Below are 14,765 nucleotides of genomic sequence, written 5' to 3' on the forward strand. Positions count from 1 at the left end.
GCAGCCGGCCTCTGGCGCGCAGTCATCGGAAAAGTTGCCCCGGTGCGCGGTGGCCCTCCCCCGACCTGTTCCGGGACACGCGCCGCTGGCCCGACATCGGCTGGCCGGCGGTGCGCTCACTTTACACATTTCGGAAAGTCGCGCCTAGGGGTGGAGCGATTTCCGGAAATCAGATCAGCATCATCGAAGATCAATGTCTTTGGTCAACCGGTGACTCGTTCGGCGGGGTGTTGCCATTGAGGGTGGTCGCGCTGTGAGCGTCCTTGTTCGCGGTGGGGGAGGGTCGATTCAAGCGAGCAGTCTCGATGTCTTGACAGCCCGGATGAGATCGCTAACACTGGGCCGAAACGTGGAGTTAACAGCCAGAACATGCTGCCCGCACCGTTCCTGGAGGACGTCGTGACCGTGGTTTCCCGTCGAGTGGCCCGGTCGTCACGTCGGTTGCTGATCGCGCTGGTGACCGCGATGGCTGCGATGGTCGGCGGCGTCGCCGTCGTGTCGACACCGGCCGTTGCCGCCACCAGTCAGTTCCGTGGCATGAACTGGGCCGTGCTGGGTGACAACTTCAGCACCGGCCCCCTCGTCGTGCAGGGCCTGAGTTCGTCCGACAGCAATGCGACGGTACGGGCCAAGGCGAACGCCCTCTATGACGACATGGCCGCCACCATGGGGGTCAACACCATCCGGCTGCCCATCAACACCCACACGGTGGGGACGGCGTGGTGGGAGGCCTATCGAGGCGCCATCGACGCCGCCACCGCCCGCGGTTTCAAGGTCATCCTTGCCTACTGGGAGGACGGCGCCGCCTCCGGCGGCAGGATCACGAACCTCACCGCGTGGAACGCGATGTGGTCCACCGTGACCAACGCGTACGGCTCGGACCCCAACGTCTACTTCGAGCCGATGAACGAGCCGCACGGCTACAGCTCGACGGAGTGGCGCAACGTCGCCGCCAACTGGCTCAGCTACCACTACTCGGCGGTGCCCGGCCGGGTGCTCATCGGCGGTACCGGCTTCAGCCAGGACCTGCGGGACATCTGCAACGACAGCCGCTTCAACGCGACGCTGCTGTCGTTCCACTACTACGCCTTCTTCTACGGCGAGATGACCTACGACGCCTTCCGGAGCCACATCCAGGCCCGGCTCGGCAACTGCGCCTCCCGGGCGGTCGCCACCGAGTTCGGCGCGCCCATGAACGACGGCCGCAACTACGCCGACGCCAACAGCACCGACAACTTCGTCCGCTACATCCGCGCCATGGCGCAGGTCATGCGCGACAACCAGATGGGCGGCACCTACTGGCCCGCCCTCGGCGGCAAGCCCGGCAGCATCGGTTACGACTGGTACTCGATGTACTCGCTCGGCGGCAGCGGCACCGACCTCAACCTCACCGTCCGCAACCCCTCCGGCGCCGACCGGGTCCGCTACGGGTGGGGCGACACCATCGGCAGCGAACCCACGACGCCTCCGCCGGCCACGGGGACGTACTACCGGGTCACCGTGCGCCACAGCGGCAAGGCCATGGACGTCCAGCAGCCGAACACCGACAACGGCGCGCGCGTCGGCCAGTACACGTACGGCGGCAACGCGTGGCAGCAGTGGCAGTTCCAGGACGCAGGTAGCGGCTACTGGCGCATCGTCAGCCGGCACAGCGGGAAGTGCCTCGACGTGGTGGGCGCTTCCACCGCCGACGGTGCCGAGCTGATCCAGTACACCTGCGGCAGCGGCACGAACCAGCAGTTCCAGATGGTCGCCAACGGCAGCTACTTCCAGCTCCGGGCGCGGCACAGCGGCAGGTGCGTGGACGTGCCCGCCGCGTCGACCGCCGACGGCGTGGTCCTCAAGCAGTACGCGTGCAACACCGGCACCAACCAGCAGTGGTCGCGTACGGCAGTCTGACGACCGGCCGGTCGTGTCCCGTCGGCGGCGCGGAAGTGATGGCTGAGCGCACCTTCCGGCCCCGACCCTGACCTTGGAATACTCCCGGCATGGCCAAGTTCGGACGCCGGTGGGCGTGGGTAGCCGTCCTCGTGCTCGGCGTAGCCCTGTACATGCTCGTGCTGGCGACGCTCGTCGACACCCGGAACATCAACTTCATTCCGGCGCTCATCATGCTCGGCTCGTCCATCGCCCCCGCGACGTTCCTGACGTTCGCGCAGGGTCGCTCGGGCCACTGGCAGGTGCCCGGGTCGGTGATCGCGGCGGCGGCGTTCTTCGGCGGCATCATCGGCGTGGTCGCCGCCGGCTGGCTGGAGTACGACACCCTGCGCAGCCTCGGCGCCCTGCCGATGCTGTTCGTGGGGCTGATCGAGGAGACCGCCAAGCTGGTCGCCCCCGTGCTGATCCTGCTGTTCTGGTGGCGACACCGCTCGGCCAGCAACGGCCTGGTCATCGGCGTCGCCAGCGGCGCCGGGTTCGCCGCCCTGGAGACCATGGGGTACGCGTTCACCGCCCTCGTCCAGTCCCAGGGCAACCTCGGCGACGTCGAGCAGACGCTGCTCGTGCGCGGGCTGACCGCCCCCGCCGCCCACCTGTCCTGGACCGGGCTGACCGCAGGCGCGCTGTTCGCGCTCGCCGCCGCGCCCAGCGCGCGCCGGGTGATCGTGTTCGGGGCGACGTTCGTCGCCGCGGTGGCGTTGCACGCGTGCTGGGACACCTTCGCCAGCCAGATCGCGTACGTGGTCGTCGGCCTCGTCTCGCTGGGCTGGGTGCTGCTGCAGATGCACCTGTACCGCCGGGCCGATTCCCGGGCCCGGATCGCGGGACCGCCGATGGCCGGGTGACAGCCGGCCGACCGTGAGCCGCGCCGCTCAGGCGCAGCCGCGACAGTGCAGCTGCTGGTGGTGCCACCCCGCTGCCTCGCCGGGCTCATGACGGGCTCTCATCGTCGTCCGGCCCGGCTCCGAGGTGCCGCTGCGACCGTGGTGGCGAGCACCGGGCCACCCGGCCCGCCGCCCAGCACACCCCGAGGAGCAGCATGCGCAGACGCCTCCTGACGGCGTTCGTCGTCCTGGCCGTGGCCGCGGCCGTGCCGCCGGCGAGCGCACGGACGCGACCGGCTACCTCCCCCGGCCCACACTACGAACCGATCGAGGTCGTCGCGACGATCCCCTTCCCCGGCGGGGTGGTCCCGCAGGATCCCAAGACCGGCGGCACCAACTTCAGCGCCGACCTGGCCCCCGACGGCCGGCACATCGTCACCACCTTCGCGCCCACCGAAGGGGAGAAGCAGGTCGGGGTGATGGACCTCGACGGGACCGGCTTCCGCTGCATCACCTGCGGCAGGATGAAGTCGGCCTGGAGCCCGGACATCTTCCCCGACCAACGGCGGATGCTGGTGCAGGTTCCCAGCCCCGTCGACAGGGTGACGGAAGCGCTGCCGGACGGGCTCAACCCACTCTCCGCCGGCACCGGCGACCAGAGCTACGCGATCGTCGAGTGCCTGCCGAGCGTCTACGACTGCCGGACCCTGCGGCGGCAACCACTGGAGTTCCCCCGCAACTCCCTCCTTGAGGGGGCGCAGAACCGGACGGTGTCCGTCTCGCCGGACGGCAGGTACGTCAAGTGGGCGGAGATCCGGACGCTCCAGGGCTCGGTGATGGTCATCGGCCGGCTCCACGCCGACGGCACGAAGTACACCGTGCGGGATCCGCTCGTGCTGAACCCGCCGTACCGCCTCGACTCGGACGTGGCCGCGTGGTCCGACGGCAGCCGCTACTACGAGACGGGCGCCTTCGCCGACGGCGGCCGGACCCTCAAGTACGGCACGGAGGGCACGGCGCTCAACTACGACATCTACGAGCTGGACCTGGCCACCGGGCGGCGCACCCGCGTCACGACGGACCTCGACTACAACGAGCTGTACGCCGCCTCGCCCGACGGCACCAGCCTCGCCTACAGCTCCGGCCGGGGCCTCGACCGGATGACCGTGTTCTCCCAGGTGACCCGGCCGCCGCTGATCGACCTGATGAGCTTCTCCCAGCTCGGACGGATCGCGCTGTGGAACAACCGGCTGTGCATGAACGAGATGTGGCTCATGCCCCGGGGTGCCCAGTCCGGCACCTACGGCGGGCAGCCCGTCGTCCCCGAGGACAACTGGCACATCCGTGGTTGGAGCTGGTTCGCCGACGGCACGAGGGCACTCGTCACCGAGTTCCGGGACCCGTCCGAGGTCGCGCCGGGCAACCCCGCCGACCGGGTCCGGCTGCAGATCCTGTCCTTCCCCGACCGGAAGCCGACCGCCCCGAAGCCGGTCGTCGATCTCGACACGGTCGACATGGCCAGCTGGGCGATCCCGTACGACCGCTACGTCGGGATGGGGGCCCACGCGGTGACCGACCGGACGATCAAGGGCAAGGCCGCCGGCACCGCCCGCGTCCGGTATCTCGGCACGTTCGCCGCCGGGTCGTGGACCGTCGACTACGACCACTACTCCGAGGACGGCGTCACGTTCCTCGACGGCTCGGAGAGCATGGCCACCCCCAGCCCGGTCCTCCTCGGCGTCTACCAGGCCGACCTGAGCCTCACCGGCAGCCGGCGCGGCTACCTCCGGGCCGACCTCACCGTCCTCGGGCAGGACCGGTATCGGGGCAGCATCGAAAGCGAGGTCGACGGCAGGCGACTCGGCGGCGTACCGACGCAGGCGACGTGCCCCGGCGTACACCAGCCCGGCCTGCGCCTCACCGCCACCGCCACCGCCGTGACCGCCGGCACCGCCCGGATCCGGGTGACGGTCGACAGCCGCGTGCCGGCCGACGCGACGTACCGCCCGGTGGCCGGCGCCACCGTCGAGGCCGGCGGGGTCACCGCGACGACGGGCGCGGACGGCACCGTCTCGTTCGACGTGCCCGCCGCGTCAGGTGACGTGCTGTCGGTCCGCGCCGACGCGGGCGGCTTCCGGCCGGCCGACGTGCGGCTGACCGCCGGGTGAGCCCGGTGGGGCCGGCCGACAGCCTCGCCGGCCCCACCGCCTCCGGGGCGCGCGGTGCCCGCGCCGGTCGTCGCGCCGACCGGAACGGCGCTCATGGTCGTCGATATTGCCGGAACGGGTGCGGCGTGCTGGAATGGATCACATCGCCGCAGCACGGGGGCAACCGCGCTGGGAACGGTGAGCACGGGAGCATCGCAGCGCCGGCACCGCGCCGCTTCGGCGGGCGCGTGCCGCATCGCCGGGCAGTTCCGCGACGACGGGCAGGTGCCCCGCCGTCCGTTTCCCGTCCCGCACGACCGAGACGTGCGACCCCCGACCCGCCGCAAACGGCCGAGGCTCCGGACGTCATGGAGGATGACCATGCGCAGTTTCCTCGCGGTGCTCACCGCCGCCCTGATCATCGGCAGCGCCGCCGGCAGCGTCCCGGCCGGTGCGTCGGGCGTCTCCCCGCGGTCCTGCGACCGTGGCCTGCTCTTCTGCGAAGACTTCGAGCGGCTGCCGCCCGGCGGTCCCAGCACGTTGAAGTGGGGCGTCGACACGCGCAACGGCACGCTCACCGTCGAGCGGGCCCGCCACGGCAACCAGGTGCTGCACGTCCACACCGTCGACAACGGACGCGCCTTCCTGCGCGTCGACGACTTCGCCGCACCGGGCAACCGCTTCTTCGGCCGGATGCGCCTGCGCGTCGACGCCTTCCCCACCGCCCCCGACTGGGCGCACTTCACGCTGGTGGAGGCGACCGGCACGGGCAGCTCGGAGGTCGTGCGCCCGGTCGGCGGCCAGTACGCGCCGACGGTCCCCGGAACCTTCTGGGGCGTGGGCGCCGACGGCGGCCCGACCGGCGACTGGACCAACTGGCGGGAGTCCGCCCCGGTCACCGAGGACACCTGGCAGTGCTTCGAGTGGGAACTCGACCCGGCGGACAACCGCGTCGCGGTGTGGATCGACGGCGTGGCGAACCCGGAGCTGACCGCCTCCACGACCGAACACGGCGGCAACGACGTCCCCTTCGTTCTGCCGGCGGTCGACACGGTCAAGATCGGCTGGCAGCTCTACCAGGGCGGCACCACGCCGGGCGAGTTCGACCTCTGGATCGACGACATCGCGCTCTCCACCCAGCGGCTGGGCTGCTGAGGCCGGGCGGGGGCACTATCGTTCTGGCGTGCACATCCGCTTCGACGTACCCGCCGACCCTGACTACCCGGGCCGCGTGGCCGCGGCGCTCAGCAGCGTCCGGCTGCGGAGGTACGGCCTGGTCGGCGCGGTGCTGACGGTGGTCGGGGCGATCGGGTTCGCCGTCTCGCGGGGGTCCGCGCGGGGCGAGCAGTTCTCGTCGCTGTGGCTGGCGATGCTCGTGGGCGGCCTGCTGTCGATGCTGTACGCGCCGTGGGTGCGGTGGCGGGCCCGGCGGCGGTCCGGCAGCTATGCCGTCGAGGGCGGCTACGACATCACCGACACCAACATCATGATGCGCAGCGGCTCGGAGTCCGGCGGCATCGCGTGGGACGGGGTCGATCAGGTGCGGGTCACCCCGGAGTTCTGGATCGTGTACGTCGGCCGGATGCCGGCGACCGTGATCCCACGTGGCCTGATGTCCACCGAGGACGCCGAGACGCTGCGCGCCTTCATGACCGCACGCGGGCTGCTCCAGGACCGGTGACCCGTCCTGCACCGACGGGCCCGTCGGTGCAGGACGGTCCGGTTCCGGGGCAGCGGGGAGGGACCCGTGGCCGGCAGAATAGGCCCGGTGAGGGCGGTCTCCCGGTGGTTGGTGTACGGCTCGGTGGCGCTGTGCGCCGTGGTGGTGCTGCTGGCGGCCGGCACGTACTGGTTCTTCCTCCGCCCCTCGGATCCGCTGCACGACAGCGCGGTCGCCGACGCCGCCAAGAAGGTGGACGCCGTGGAGCAGCGCTTCGACTACGACCACATCTACAAGGCCGACGACTTCGTGCACTCCGCCGGCCAGCACCCCGACGTCACGGTGCTCTCGGTGCGGGGCGAGGCCCACTGGCAGACCGGCGTGACCCTGGTGCTGCGGGTCGTCGGGCACGGCGTCGAACTGGGCGCGGACCGGTCGGTGATCGACGAGCGGGACGTGCCGATCTGCTTCCGCCTCGAACTGGGGCCCGACGAGGACAGCCGCGCCGACGACGTCGACTGCCCGGCCGGCGAGCCCGTGCCGGTCAGCAGGGACCCGTCGCTGCGGGGCGTCGACGACCGGCTGGCGAAGGCGCTGGACAAGGCCGAGCCCACGGAGGCGTCCGTCCGGGCCGCGCTCGCCGGGCTCGGGATCGATCCCGCCGTACGCCAGGAGGTCCTCGGCCAGGGCGGCCAGGTCGGCGTGGCCCTGCGGGCGGCGCAGTACGACTGCGTCATGGCCCGCGTCACCGCCGGCGGTGCCCGGCTCTGGCGGCCGTCGCACACGCAGCTCGCGCCGGGCGAGCTGAGCTGCTCGGCGGAGGTGGCCCTGAGCGGCGTCTTCGGCCGGGACTGACGGACGTCCCGCTGCCGGGCCGGTGGAAGCCGACCCGAAAGCGGGACCGGGTGGGTGCCTCTCCGGGCGTCAGGCGCCCGGTCGCCCCGCGCCGCCCACGGTCGGGAGCCCGTCGGGCAGGCGGTCCCGGCAGAAGTCCCGGAACGACCGGGGCGGGCGGCCGGTCACGTCCGCGACGGTGCTGGTGGTCCGGTCCTCCGCGCCGGCTGCGATCGCCGTGTCGAGCCCCGCGAGGAGCCGGGCGAAGTCGGGCGGGAGGCCGTGCGCCTCGTGGTACGCCGCGAGCGCGTCCTCGTCGACGGCACGGTGCCGGACCGGCCGGCCGCCGATGTCGGTGAGGATCGCGGCGACGTCGGCGTAGCTCAGCGCCTCGGGGCCGGTGATGACGTGCTCGGTGTCGTGCGGCGTCGGGTCGGTGAGGGCGCGCACCGCCACCTCGGCGATGTCGGCCGGGTCGACGAACCCGACTCGGGCGTCGCCGGTGGCGCTGACGATCTCGCCGCGTTCCCGGGTGCTCGTCGCGTGCGGGTGGTCGCCCACGAAGTTCTCCATGAACCAGGACGGCCGCAGCACCGCCCACTCGGGAAACATCCCGCCCAGCCGGGACTGCACCTCTCCCAGCCCCGGCTCGCCCGCCTCGATCGCCGAGGAGCTGAGCAGGACGGCCCGTCGCACCCCGGCCTGCCGGGCCAGGCCCAGGAAGGGCAGCATGACCTGTGCCGGGTCGGCGTCGCCGACGGGCGCGATCAGGTACAGGCCGGTCGCGCCGTCCAGCGCGGCCGCGTGCGTGCTGCGGTCGTACCAGTCGAAGCGGACGTCTCCGGCGGATGCCCGGCGGCTGGCGACGCGGGTCGGGTGGGTGGTGGCGGCGAGTCTGGCGGTGACGAGCCGGCCGGTCGTTCCGGTGCCCCCGATGACGAGGATCATGAGTGCAGCAGCCCTTCGCCGAGCAGCTCCTGCGCGGCCTGCGGATTCCAGTAGTCGCGGTAGCGCACGATGCGTCCGTCGCGGATGGTCAGCACGGCGATGTACCGCAGCTGGTACGGCCTCCCGGTGGCGACGACGACGCCGGAGGCGGTGAACTCGGCGACGACCACCGTCGGGTCTGCGGTCTCGTGCACGGTGACGTCGGTGATCTCGCGGACGTCGAGGAGCTGCGGATAGCCGATGAGGTAGTCGTGCAGGGCGGCCCGGCCGGCCACCCGGTCCGGCTGCCCGGCCGGCGCGAAGGGGAGTTCCAGCACGGCGTCGTCGGCGAACAGTGCGATGAATCCCGCCATGTCCTTGGCGAGCAGGAGATCCATGGCCTGGTGGAACAGGTCGGTGGCGGGGTGCGACACGGTCGTCCCTTCGTCGTCGGTGGCCGTTCGCTGCGGACTACCATTAGCGGACGGCTGGTCCGTTTCCAGCTTAGCGGACCGCTGGTCCGTTTGCGAGGGGGTGGGGTGTGCGCGCCGACGCGGTACGCAATCGTGAGGCGGTGCTGGCCGCGGCGGACCGGCTGTTCGGTGCCGCGACCGACCCCGAGCAGGTCTCCATGGACGACATCGTCGCCGCCGCGGGCGTGGGCAAGGGCACGCTGTTCCGCCACTTCGGCGACCGGGTGGGCCTCGTCCGCGCCCTCTACGAGAGACGCGGCGACGACCTGCGGGCGGCCCTCGCGGCGGACGGAGCGGGCGGTTCACCTGCCGAACGGGCCCTGCACCTGCTCCGCGAGTTGGTCAGGTTCAAGCGGGACAACCGGGTGCTGACCCTGGCCCTGGAGAACGCGGGCGACGGCAGCCCCTACCGCACCGAGTCCTACGAGCACTGGCACGCCCTGCTGGCCGCCCTCGTGTCCGAGGCGCGCGGCCCGCAAGCGGCGGACTACCTCGCCCACGCCCTGCTGGCGGCCGTCCGTAGCGACCTCGTGGAGCACCTGCGCGACTGGTCCGCCGAGCAATGGGACGCCGGACTGGGCGCACTGACCCGGTCGGTGCTGGGCGGCGGGACGGCCACCGGCGGCCCCGGTCCGGGGATACGTCAGCGGCGGAACAACGACGGCTGACGGGCCCGGGTGGTGCCCATCATCATCGCCTCGGACACCATGTCGTACGCGCCCCGCCAGGCGCTCGCGCGCGCCTCGGTCCACGCCTCGCCCAACTCGGCCGCGAACGACTCCAGCAGCAGGTCGCGGAAGAGCCGGTAGTGGGCGGCGCGGACCCCGTACCCGCCGTGCCGGGCCCCGAGCAGCCGGGCCCGGGCCAGGAACCCGTCGAGATCCGGGATCGCCGCCACGATGGTCTGCAACTCCTCGGCGAACTTCTCCCGCTGGCCGGCCAGCTCCGCGGGGAACATCGCCCGCAGTTCCGGGTGGTGGGCGAACACCCGTCCGTAGAAGTCGTCGGCCACCGCGTCCAACCGGGGGGCCATCGCCCGCAGGCTGTCCCGCACCAGCTCCACCTGCTCCGGGCTCACGCCGCACCGTCCTCTCCGGCGCGGGCCCGACCCACCGGCCCGATCATCTCGGCCAGCTCGCTGCGGCTGTTCACCCCGCACTTGGCGTAGATGCTCTGCAGATGGTTGTCCACGGTGCGCACCGAGATGACCAGTGTCTCGGCGATGCTGCGGCTGCTCTGGCCCCCGGCGACCAGCAGCGCGATCTCGCGTTCCCGGGCGGTCAGCGGCTGCTGCGCCGACGAGGTGAGCAGGCCCGGCGTGCGCGCCCCCTCGCAGCGCGCGGCGAGCGCCGCCGCCTGGTTGGCGCACAGCGCCGCCTGCCGGGGGCGGCCCGCGGACCGGTGCAGGTCGGCGGCGGTGACCAGCGCCTCCGCCGCGAGCAGGTCCGCACCGCACGCCTCGAACGCGCGGGCCACCGCCGTGAGCGCCTCCGGGTCGCGGTCGAGCACCGCCCGGGCGTGCCCGACCCGCGCGGCGGCGAGCTGGCCCTGCACGCCCGACACCGTGAGCAGCTGCCGGGCGGCGTCCTGGTCGCCGAGCCGCACCGCGTCGTGCAGCAGCTCCACGGCCAGCCCCCGCCGGCCCCGGCCCAGCGCGGTCGTGGCCCCGGCCAGCAGCTCCTGGCGGGCCTCCCGCTGCTGCCCCGCGCCGACCAGCGCCCAGGCCCGGGCAGCCGGCGTGAGCAGGTCGCGCTCCGAATCGTCGAGCGGTTCGTCCGGGGCCGGCACGCCCTGCCAGGCCAGCGAGACGACCAGCCCGGACAGCGCCCCGCCGAGGGCCGCCGGGCGGCCGGTCCCGCGCAGCTGGGCGAGCGCCTCCCGGAAGTGCCGTTCGGCGGTGACGACCAGGCCGCGCAGCAACGCGATCGCGCCGAGCTGGGCCGAGAAGACCCCGATCAGCGAATCGACGCCGTCGCCGACGGCCAGGCGCAGGCCCCGCCGGACGGCCTGCGCCGCCTCGTCGAGGCGGCCCTGCCGCAGCAGCGCCTCGCCGAGCACGGTGAGCTGGGTGGCCGGGTGCGACACCACCATCCGGTGGTCGAGCCGCTGGTGCAGGTCGACGCCCCGTTCCGCGCCGGCCACCGCGTCGACCACCCGCCCGGCGTCGACCAGCAGGGTGGCCTGCGTCCGCAGCCACAGCACCCGGCTGAGGTCGTGGTGCTCGTCGGCGGGCTCGTCGCCCAGCCGCCGCAGCGCCGAGTCCGTGTCCGTCTCGTTCAGCAGCAGCGCCTCCACCGCGGCGAGCGCCGGATGGTCGGGCGGCACCTGGGCGCGTACGTCCGCCAGGCAGGCGTCCGCCCCGGCCACGTCGCGCAGGCCGTGCAGCAGGTTGAGTGCCCGGGTCACCGCGAGCCGCAGCAACGGGGGCCCGCCGGCCACCCCCGCCGCCGCGGCGAACGCCCGCTCCGCCTCGACGTAGCGGGCCTGCTCGTGCAGGGCCGCGCCGAGCAGCAGGCCGACCGCCGGATCGGGGCCGTGCCGCAGCGCGGCCTCCGCCAGGCGCGCGGTGCGGGGCAGGTCGTGTGCGAACCGGGCCAGGTGGGCGGCCCGGGCCAGCAGGTCCGGGTCGGCGGTGCCGGTCGCGTCCAGCCGCCACGAGGCCAGCCGCAGCGGGTCCCCACTGCGCCGGGCCCCGTACGCCTCGATCCGGTCGGCCTGGGTGAGCAACAGCGACCGGGCGCGCAGCCGGGGCATGGCCCGTTGCAGCGCCTGAGCGTGCAGCGGATGGACCAGGGTGAGGTCCTGTCGGCGACCGTCCTCCCGGACCTGGACCAGGCCCTGCTCCTCCAGATCGGCCAGGACGTCCATCGGTGCGTGCGCCAGCAGGTCGTCCACGCCCAGCGGCTCGCACAGGGCCAGCAGTTCGAGCACCGCGCGGTGCCCGGGGGTCAGGGCGTGCAGCCGTCGGCTGACCATCTCCACCACGCCGGCGCTGCCGGTCAGCGGGCCGGTCAGCCGCCACGTCCCGTCGGCGCAGACGAGGGTGCCGTCCCGCTGCCCGCAGCTCACGAGTTCCCGCAGGTAGAGCACGTTGCCCTGGCTCGCCTGCCAGAGCGCCTCGCTGGCCGCGGCGCTGACCGGGCCGCCGAGGGCGAAGTGGAGCAGGGTCTCGACGCTGCGCCGTTCCAGCGAGTCGAGCCGCAGCCGCAGCGCCCGCCCGTCCCGCCACCGGCTGTCCAGCGCGTCCGGCACCTGGCTCTCGGTGCGTTGGGTGGCGATCACGAAGAGGCTGCCGTCGGCCAGCAGGAACTGCAACAACGCCAGGGAGACCGTGTCGAGCAGGTCGACGTCGTCCACCGCGAGGACGAAACGCCGGCCGCCGGTCTGCTCGCGCAGCCGGTGGCGCACCGCCTCGAAGAGTTGGTGCGGATCGGCCAGTTGGACCTGGGCCGGCAGCAGCGGGGCCAGCGCGGACAGCGGTACGGCGGAGGCGCTGGCGGTGGCGGCCACGTGCGCGACCGGGTGGCCCCGGGACTCCGCTTCGGCCAGGCACTCCCGCGCCAGCCGGCTCTTGCCGACCCCGGAGGCGCCGGTCAGCAGCACCGCGTCGAGGTGCCCGGCGACGAGCGCGTCGGTCACCTGTTCCACCTCGGCGTGCCGGCCGACGAACGGCCAACCGATCGCGGTCGCAGTCGCCACCGTCGCCCCCTGTCCTGCCCGGTCGCCCCGGTGCCGGCAGCACGGCCCGCCAGCCGGCCCGGCGGGGCCAATCCTCGCACCCGTGGCAGCGGCCGGTGATCGTCCGAAGGCACAGCACGGCTCGGGCGGCCGGTGGTTCCGGCCGCCCGATCTTCCGTACGGATCACCAGGTCAACAGGGCGGAGCGGACCTGCGGGCGGAGCATCGCCACGAGAGCGTCGAACCGGCCCTGCGACAGCAGCGCGTACTCGTCGGCGCAGTTGCGGGTGGCGTCCGGGCCGCAGTCGAACGTGCCGTCGTAGTACGCCCCGAGCACGTACCCCCGGTGGGCGTAGCCGCGGTGGGCGCCCTTCACGGGCAGGGCGATGTATCCCCCGCCGGTGCTGCGGATCAGCTCCCGGACGCAGCCGGCGTCGGTGCAGTCGGCCGCGCCGTTGCGGTAGCCGCCCGGCTTGCCGACGTACCTCATGTTGGCCAGGAACTCGGTGACCACCGCGTCGGACTTGCCCAGCTTGGCGGCCTCCTGCCGGACGAGGTCGGCCCAGCCGTCGACGCCGTTGAACATGAGGTTGCCGAACTGGGTGCGTTCGTCGCCGGTGCCCAGCACCGGGTTGCTGGTCCGGTAGACCGCCTCGTAGAGGCGTCCCATGTCCTCCAGCGTGGTCCGGTTGTTCGCCGCCACCTGGTTGGGGGCGAGCCAGGTGCAGCCGATCCGGTGGTTGACGACGGTGTCCTTCATGCCGAGGCCGGCGGCGGTGGCGTTCAGGGTGGTCCGGCCGTACCGGTTGTAGAGGGCGTCGGTGGTGCGGTTGTCGGAGTTCTTCATGGTCCGGGAGAGCACCGACGACAGCGGCTCGGTCCGGGGCGCGGTGGTCAGCGGGTTGCCCTGCCCGTCGTACGCGCACACGTCCTTGTTGTTGGGGTCGTTCGGGTTCGCGAAGTAGGTGATCGGGGTGTTCAGGGTGACGCCGCCGTTGCGTACCTCGGTCAGCGCCTGGACGTGGTGCAGCGACTTGAGGTAGCTGGCCGGCTCGAACGGCAGGCTGGACAGGAAGCTGTTGATCGGTGCGCCGTCGACCTGCTTGAGGTAGAAGCCGAAGTTCGCGTCGCCGGAGACGTTGCGCATCGCCTGCCACGCCTCGCCCTGCACCCCGCCGACCTGTTCGATGAACGCGCCGGCGTAGCGCCGCTGCCCGTCGAGCCAGTAGGGCCGCAGGTTGACCGGGCGGTAGCCCTCGGTCTTCTGTAGGTCGAGGACCTGCTGGAAGGTGAGCGCGCCGAACCAGGTCCACCGGTTGACCGCGAGGTCGTTGCGGGTGAACAGCACCGAGAACCGGCCCGCGCCGAGGGGCTCCACGTCCACCACGCGGCTGCTGTGGTCCTGGATCTCGGCGTTGATGTCGTCGAGGGTGGCCGAGGGCAGCCAGTTCCACTGCTGGTAGTCGACGCCGTCGTTCTTGATCATCACCGCGTCGTACCGGCCGGGGGAGACGTAGTCGACGTCGATCAGGCGGCCGTTGTTGGCGGCGACCCAGCCGTTGATGGTGTCGATCGTGCCGTTGTAGTACCACCGGGTCTCGTGGTGGTTGCTGGCCGGGTCGTCGACCAGCACCGCGGCGAACCTCGTCTGCCCGTTGTCGACGTAGCGCTCCAGGTCGAGCAGGCGCATCCCGTTGGCCAGCTTCGTGCCCAGCGAGGCGGGCGTCTCGCCGGTCGTCCACGAGGTGGGCCCGGTGACGCCGCGCTGGTAGGCGCCGCTGTTGCCGACCAGGACGGCGGTGAAGGTGGTCGGCGTCTCCACCTCGATGTCGATGACCCGCATGTTGTTCTGCGTGGCCCAGGTGTTGATCGTGTTCTTGTCGGCGGACATGAACCAGCCCCAGCCGGTCGAGGTGACCGAGTAGCGCTCGGGGTCGGGCAGGTTAGGGCCGGTGGCCGCCGCGGCGGGCGGGGCCGCAGCGACGGTGGAGACGGTCGCGGCCGTGACGGCGGCGAGGGCCGCCGCAGCCAGGCGTCGGCGGCGTCGGCGGTGTCTCTCGGTACGGGCAAAGGTGGTGTACGGCATGGTTTCGTCGCTCCTGGACCGGTGAACCGGGATCCCCGGCTCGCTGGAACCAGTCTCGGGACGAGGCCCCGTCGCATCCTGAGCAACGACTACTCAATCCGCCCCCGCCCCGGCTACCTACCCCGGGGAGGGCCGGGATCGAAGCCACGGGGAGCACGCCGAATGTCCTTCTCGGCCAGATATCTATAGATGATCATT

The 14,765-nt window shown here is 72.5% G+C and carries 12 protein-coding genes; 7 read left to right on the forward strand and 5 right to left on the reverse strand.

The window, feature by feature from the left end; translation table 11 throughout:
* Positions 1 to 369: 369 nt before the first annotated feature.
* The 6 genes from LPU61_RS20875 to LPU61_RS20900 all read left to right on the forward strand — a co-directional run bounded on the left by LPU61_RS20875 (position 370) and on the right by LPU61_RS20900 (position 7,424).
* Complete coding sequence (locus tag LPU61_RS20875) at positions 370 to 1,899, forward strand: RICIN domain-containing protein (protein WP_229405796.1); 1,530 nt, start codon at positions 370 to 372, stop codon at positions 1,897 to 1,899.
* 89 nt (positions 1,900 to 1,988) lie between these two features.
* Entirely contained in the window at positions 1,989 to 2,783 is a 795-nt protein-coding gene (locus LPU61_RS20880) for a PrsW family intramembrane metalloprotease (protein WP_229405797.1), read from the forward strand.
* 194 nt (positions 2,784 to 2,977) lie between these two features.
* Positions 2,978 to 4,930, forward strand: coding sequence for a carboxypeptidase-like regulatory domain-containing protein (locus LPU61_RS20885; RefSeq protein ID WP_229405798.1), 1,953 nt, complete (start codon positions 2,978 to 2,980; stop codon positions 4,928 to 4,930).
* A gap of 360 nt (positions 4,931 to 5,290) precedes the next feature.
* Complete coding sequence (locus LPU61_RS20890) at positions 5,291 to 6,064, forward strand: hypothetical protein (protein WP_199485947.1); 774 nt, start codon at positions 5,291 to 5,293, stop codon at positions 6,062 to 6,064.
* Positions 6,065 to 6,092: 28 nt separating this feature from the next.
* Complete coding sequence (locus LPU61_RS20895; protein WP_229405799.1) at positions 6,093 to 6,590, forward strand: YcxB family protein; 498 nt, start codon at positions 6,093 to 6,095, stop codon at positions 6,588 to 6,590.
* 87 nt (positions 6,591 to 6,677) lie between these two features.
* Positions 6,678 to 7,424 carry a hypothetical protein gene (locus LPU61_RS20900; protein ID WP_229405800.1) on the forward strand — a complete coding sequence of 249 codons (747 nt, stop codon included), beginning with the start codon at positions 6,678 to 6,680 and terminating at the stop codon, positions 7,422 to 7,424.
* A 69-nt stretch (positions 7,425 to 7,493) separates the two neighbouring features.
* Here LPU61_RS20900 and LPU61_RS20905 read toward each other — a convergent pair whose 3' ends face one another.
* Positions 7,494 to 8,351: an oxidoreductase gene (locus LPU61_RS20905; RefSeq protein ID WP_043960781.1), complete on the reverse strand. Its 858-nt coding sequence runs from the start codon at positions 8,349 to 8,351 to the stop codon at positions 7,494 to 7,496.
* Positions 8,348 to 8,764 (reverse strand): nuclear transport factor 2 family protein, encoded by a 417-nt coding sequence (locus LPU61_RS20910; protein ID WP_229405801.1) that lies wholly within the window; start codon positions 8,762 to 8,764, stop codon positions 8,348 to 8,350. The genes LPU61_RS20905 and LPU61_RS20910 overlap by 4 nt, the downstream gene beginning before the upstream one ends.
* Positions 8,765 to 8,871: 107 nt before the next feature.
* Between LPU61_RS20910 and LPU61_RS20915 the strand changes: the two genes are divergently transcribed.
* Positions 8,872 to 9,471, forward strand: coding sequence for a TetR/AcrR family transcriptional regulator (locus LPU61_RS20915; protein ID WP_043960780.1), 600 nt, complete (start codon positions 8,872 to 8,874; stop codon positions 9,469 to 9,471).
* Here the strand turns inward: LPU61_RS20915 and LPU61_RS20920 are convergent.
* From LPU61_RS20920 to LPU61_RS20930, 3 genes are all read right to left on the reverse strand, one after another.
* Positions 9,447 to 9,881, reverse strand: a complete 435-nt coding sequence (locus LPU61_RS20920; RefSeq protein WP_043960779.1) for a globin domain-containing protein — start codon at positions 9,879 to 9,881, stop codon at positions 9,447 to 9,449. The genes LPU61_RS20915 and LPU61_RS20920 overlap by 25 nt on opposite strands.
* Positions 9,878 to 12,502 (reverse strand): AAA family ATPase, encoded by a 2,625-nt coding sequence (locus LPU61_RS20925; protein WP_229405802.1) that lies wholly within the window; start codon positions 12,500 to 12,502, stop codon positions 9,878 to 9,880. The genes LPU61_RS20920 and LPU61_RS20925 overlap by 4 nt, the downstream gene beginning before the upstream one ends.
* A gap of 163 nt (positions 12,503 to 12,665) precedes the next feature.
* Positions 12,666 to 14,567, reverse strand: a complete 1,902-nt coding sequence (locus LPU61_RS20930; protein WP_229405803.1) for a serine hydrolase — start codon at positions 14,565 to 14,567, stop codon at positions 12,666 to 12,668.
* Positions 14,568 to 14,765: the final 198 nt, after the last annotated feature.

This window comes from Micromonospora sp. NBRC 110038, assembly GCF_020884815.1.
GTDB classification, from domain to species: domain Bacteria; phylum Actinomycetota; class Actinomycetes; order Mycobacteriales; family Micromonosporaceae; genus Micromonospora; species Micromonospora haikouensis.

Coding starts and splice junctions, on each gene's coding strand:
- LPU61_RS20930 (WP_229405803.1), bottom strand. CDS start 14,567: ATGCCGTACACCACCTTTGCCCGTACCGAGAGACACCGCCGACGCCGC.
- LPU61_RS20905 (WP_043960781.1), bottom strand. CDS start 8,351: ATGATCCTCGTCATCGGGGGCACCGGAACGACCGGCCGGCTCGTCACC.
- LPU61_RS20875 (WP_229405796.1), top strand. CDS start 370: ATGCTGCCCGCACCGTTCCTGGAGGACGTCGTGACCGTGGTTTCCCGT.
- LPU61_RS20890 (WP_199485947.1), top strand. CDS start 5,291: ATGCGCAGTTTCCTCGCGGTGCTCACCGCCGCCCTGATCATCGGCAGC.
- LPU61_RS20885 (WP_229405798.1), top strand. CDS start 2,978: ATGCGCAGACGCCTCCTGACGGCGTTCGTCGTCCTGGCCGTGGCCGCG.
- LPU61_RS20880 (WP_229405797.1), top strand. CDS start 1,989: ATGGCCAAGTTCGGACGCCGGTGGGCGTGGGTAGCCGTCCTCGTGCTC.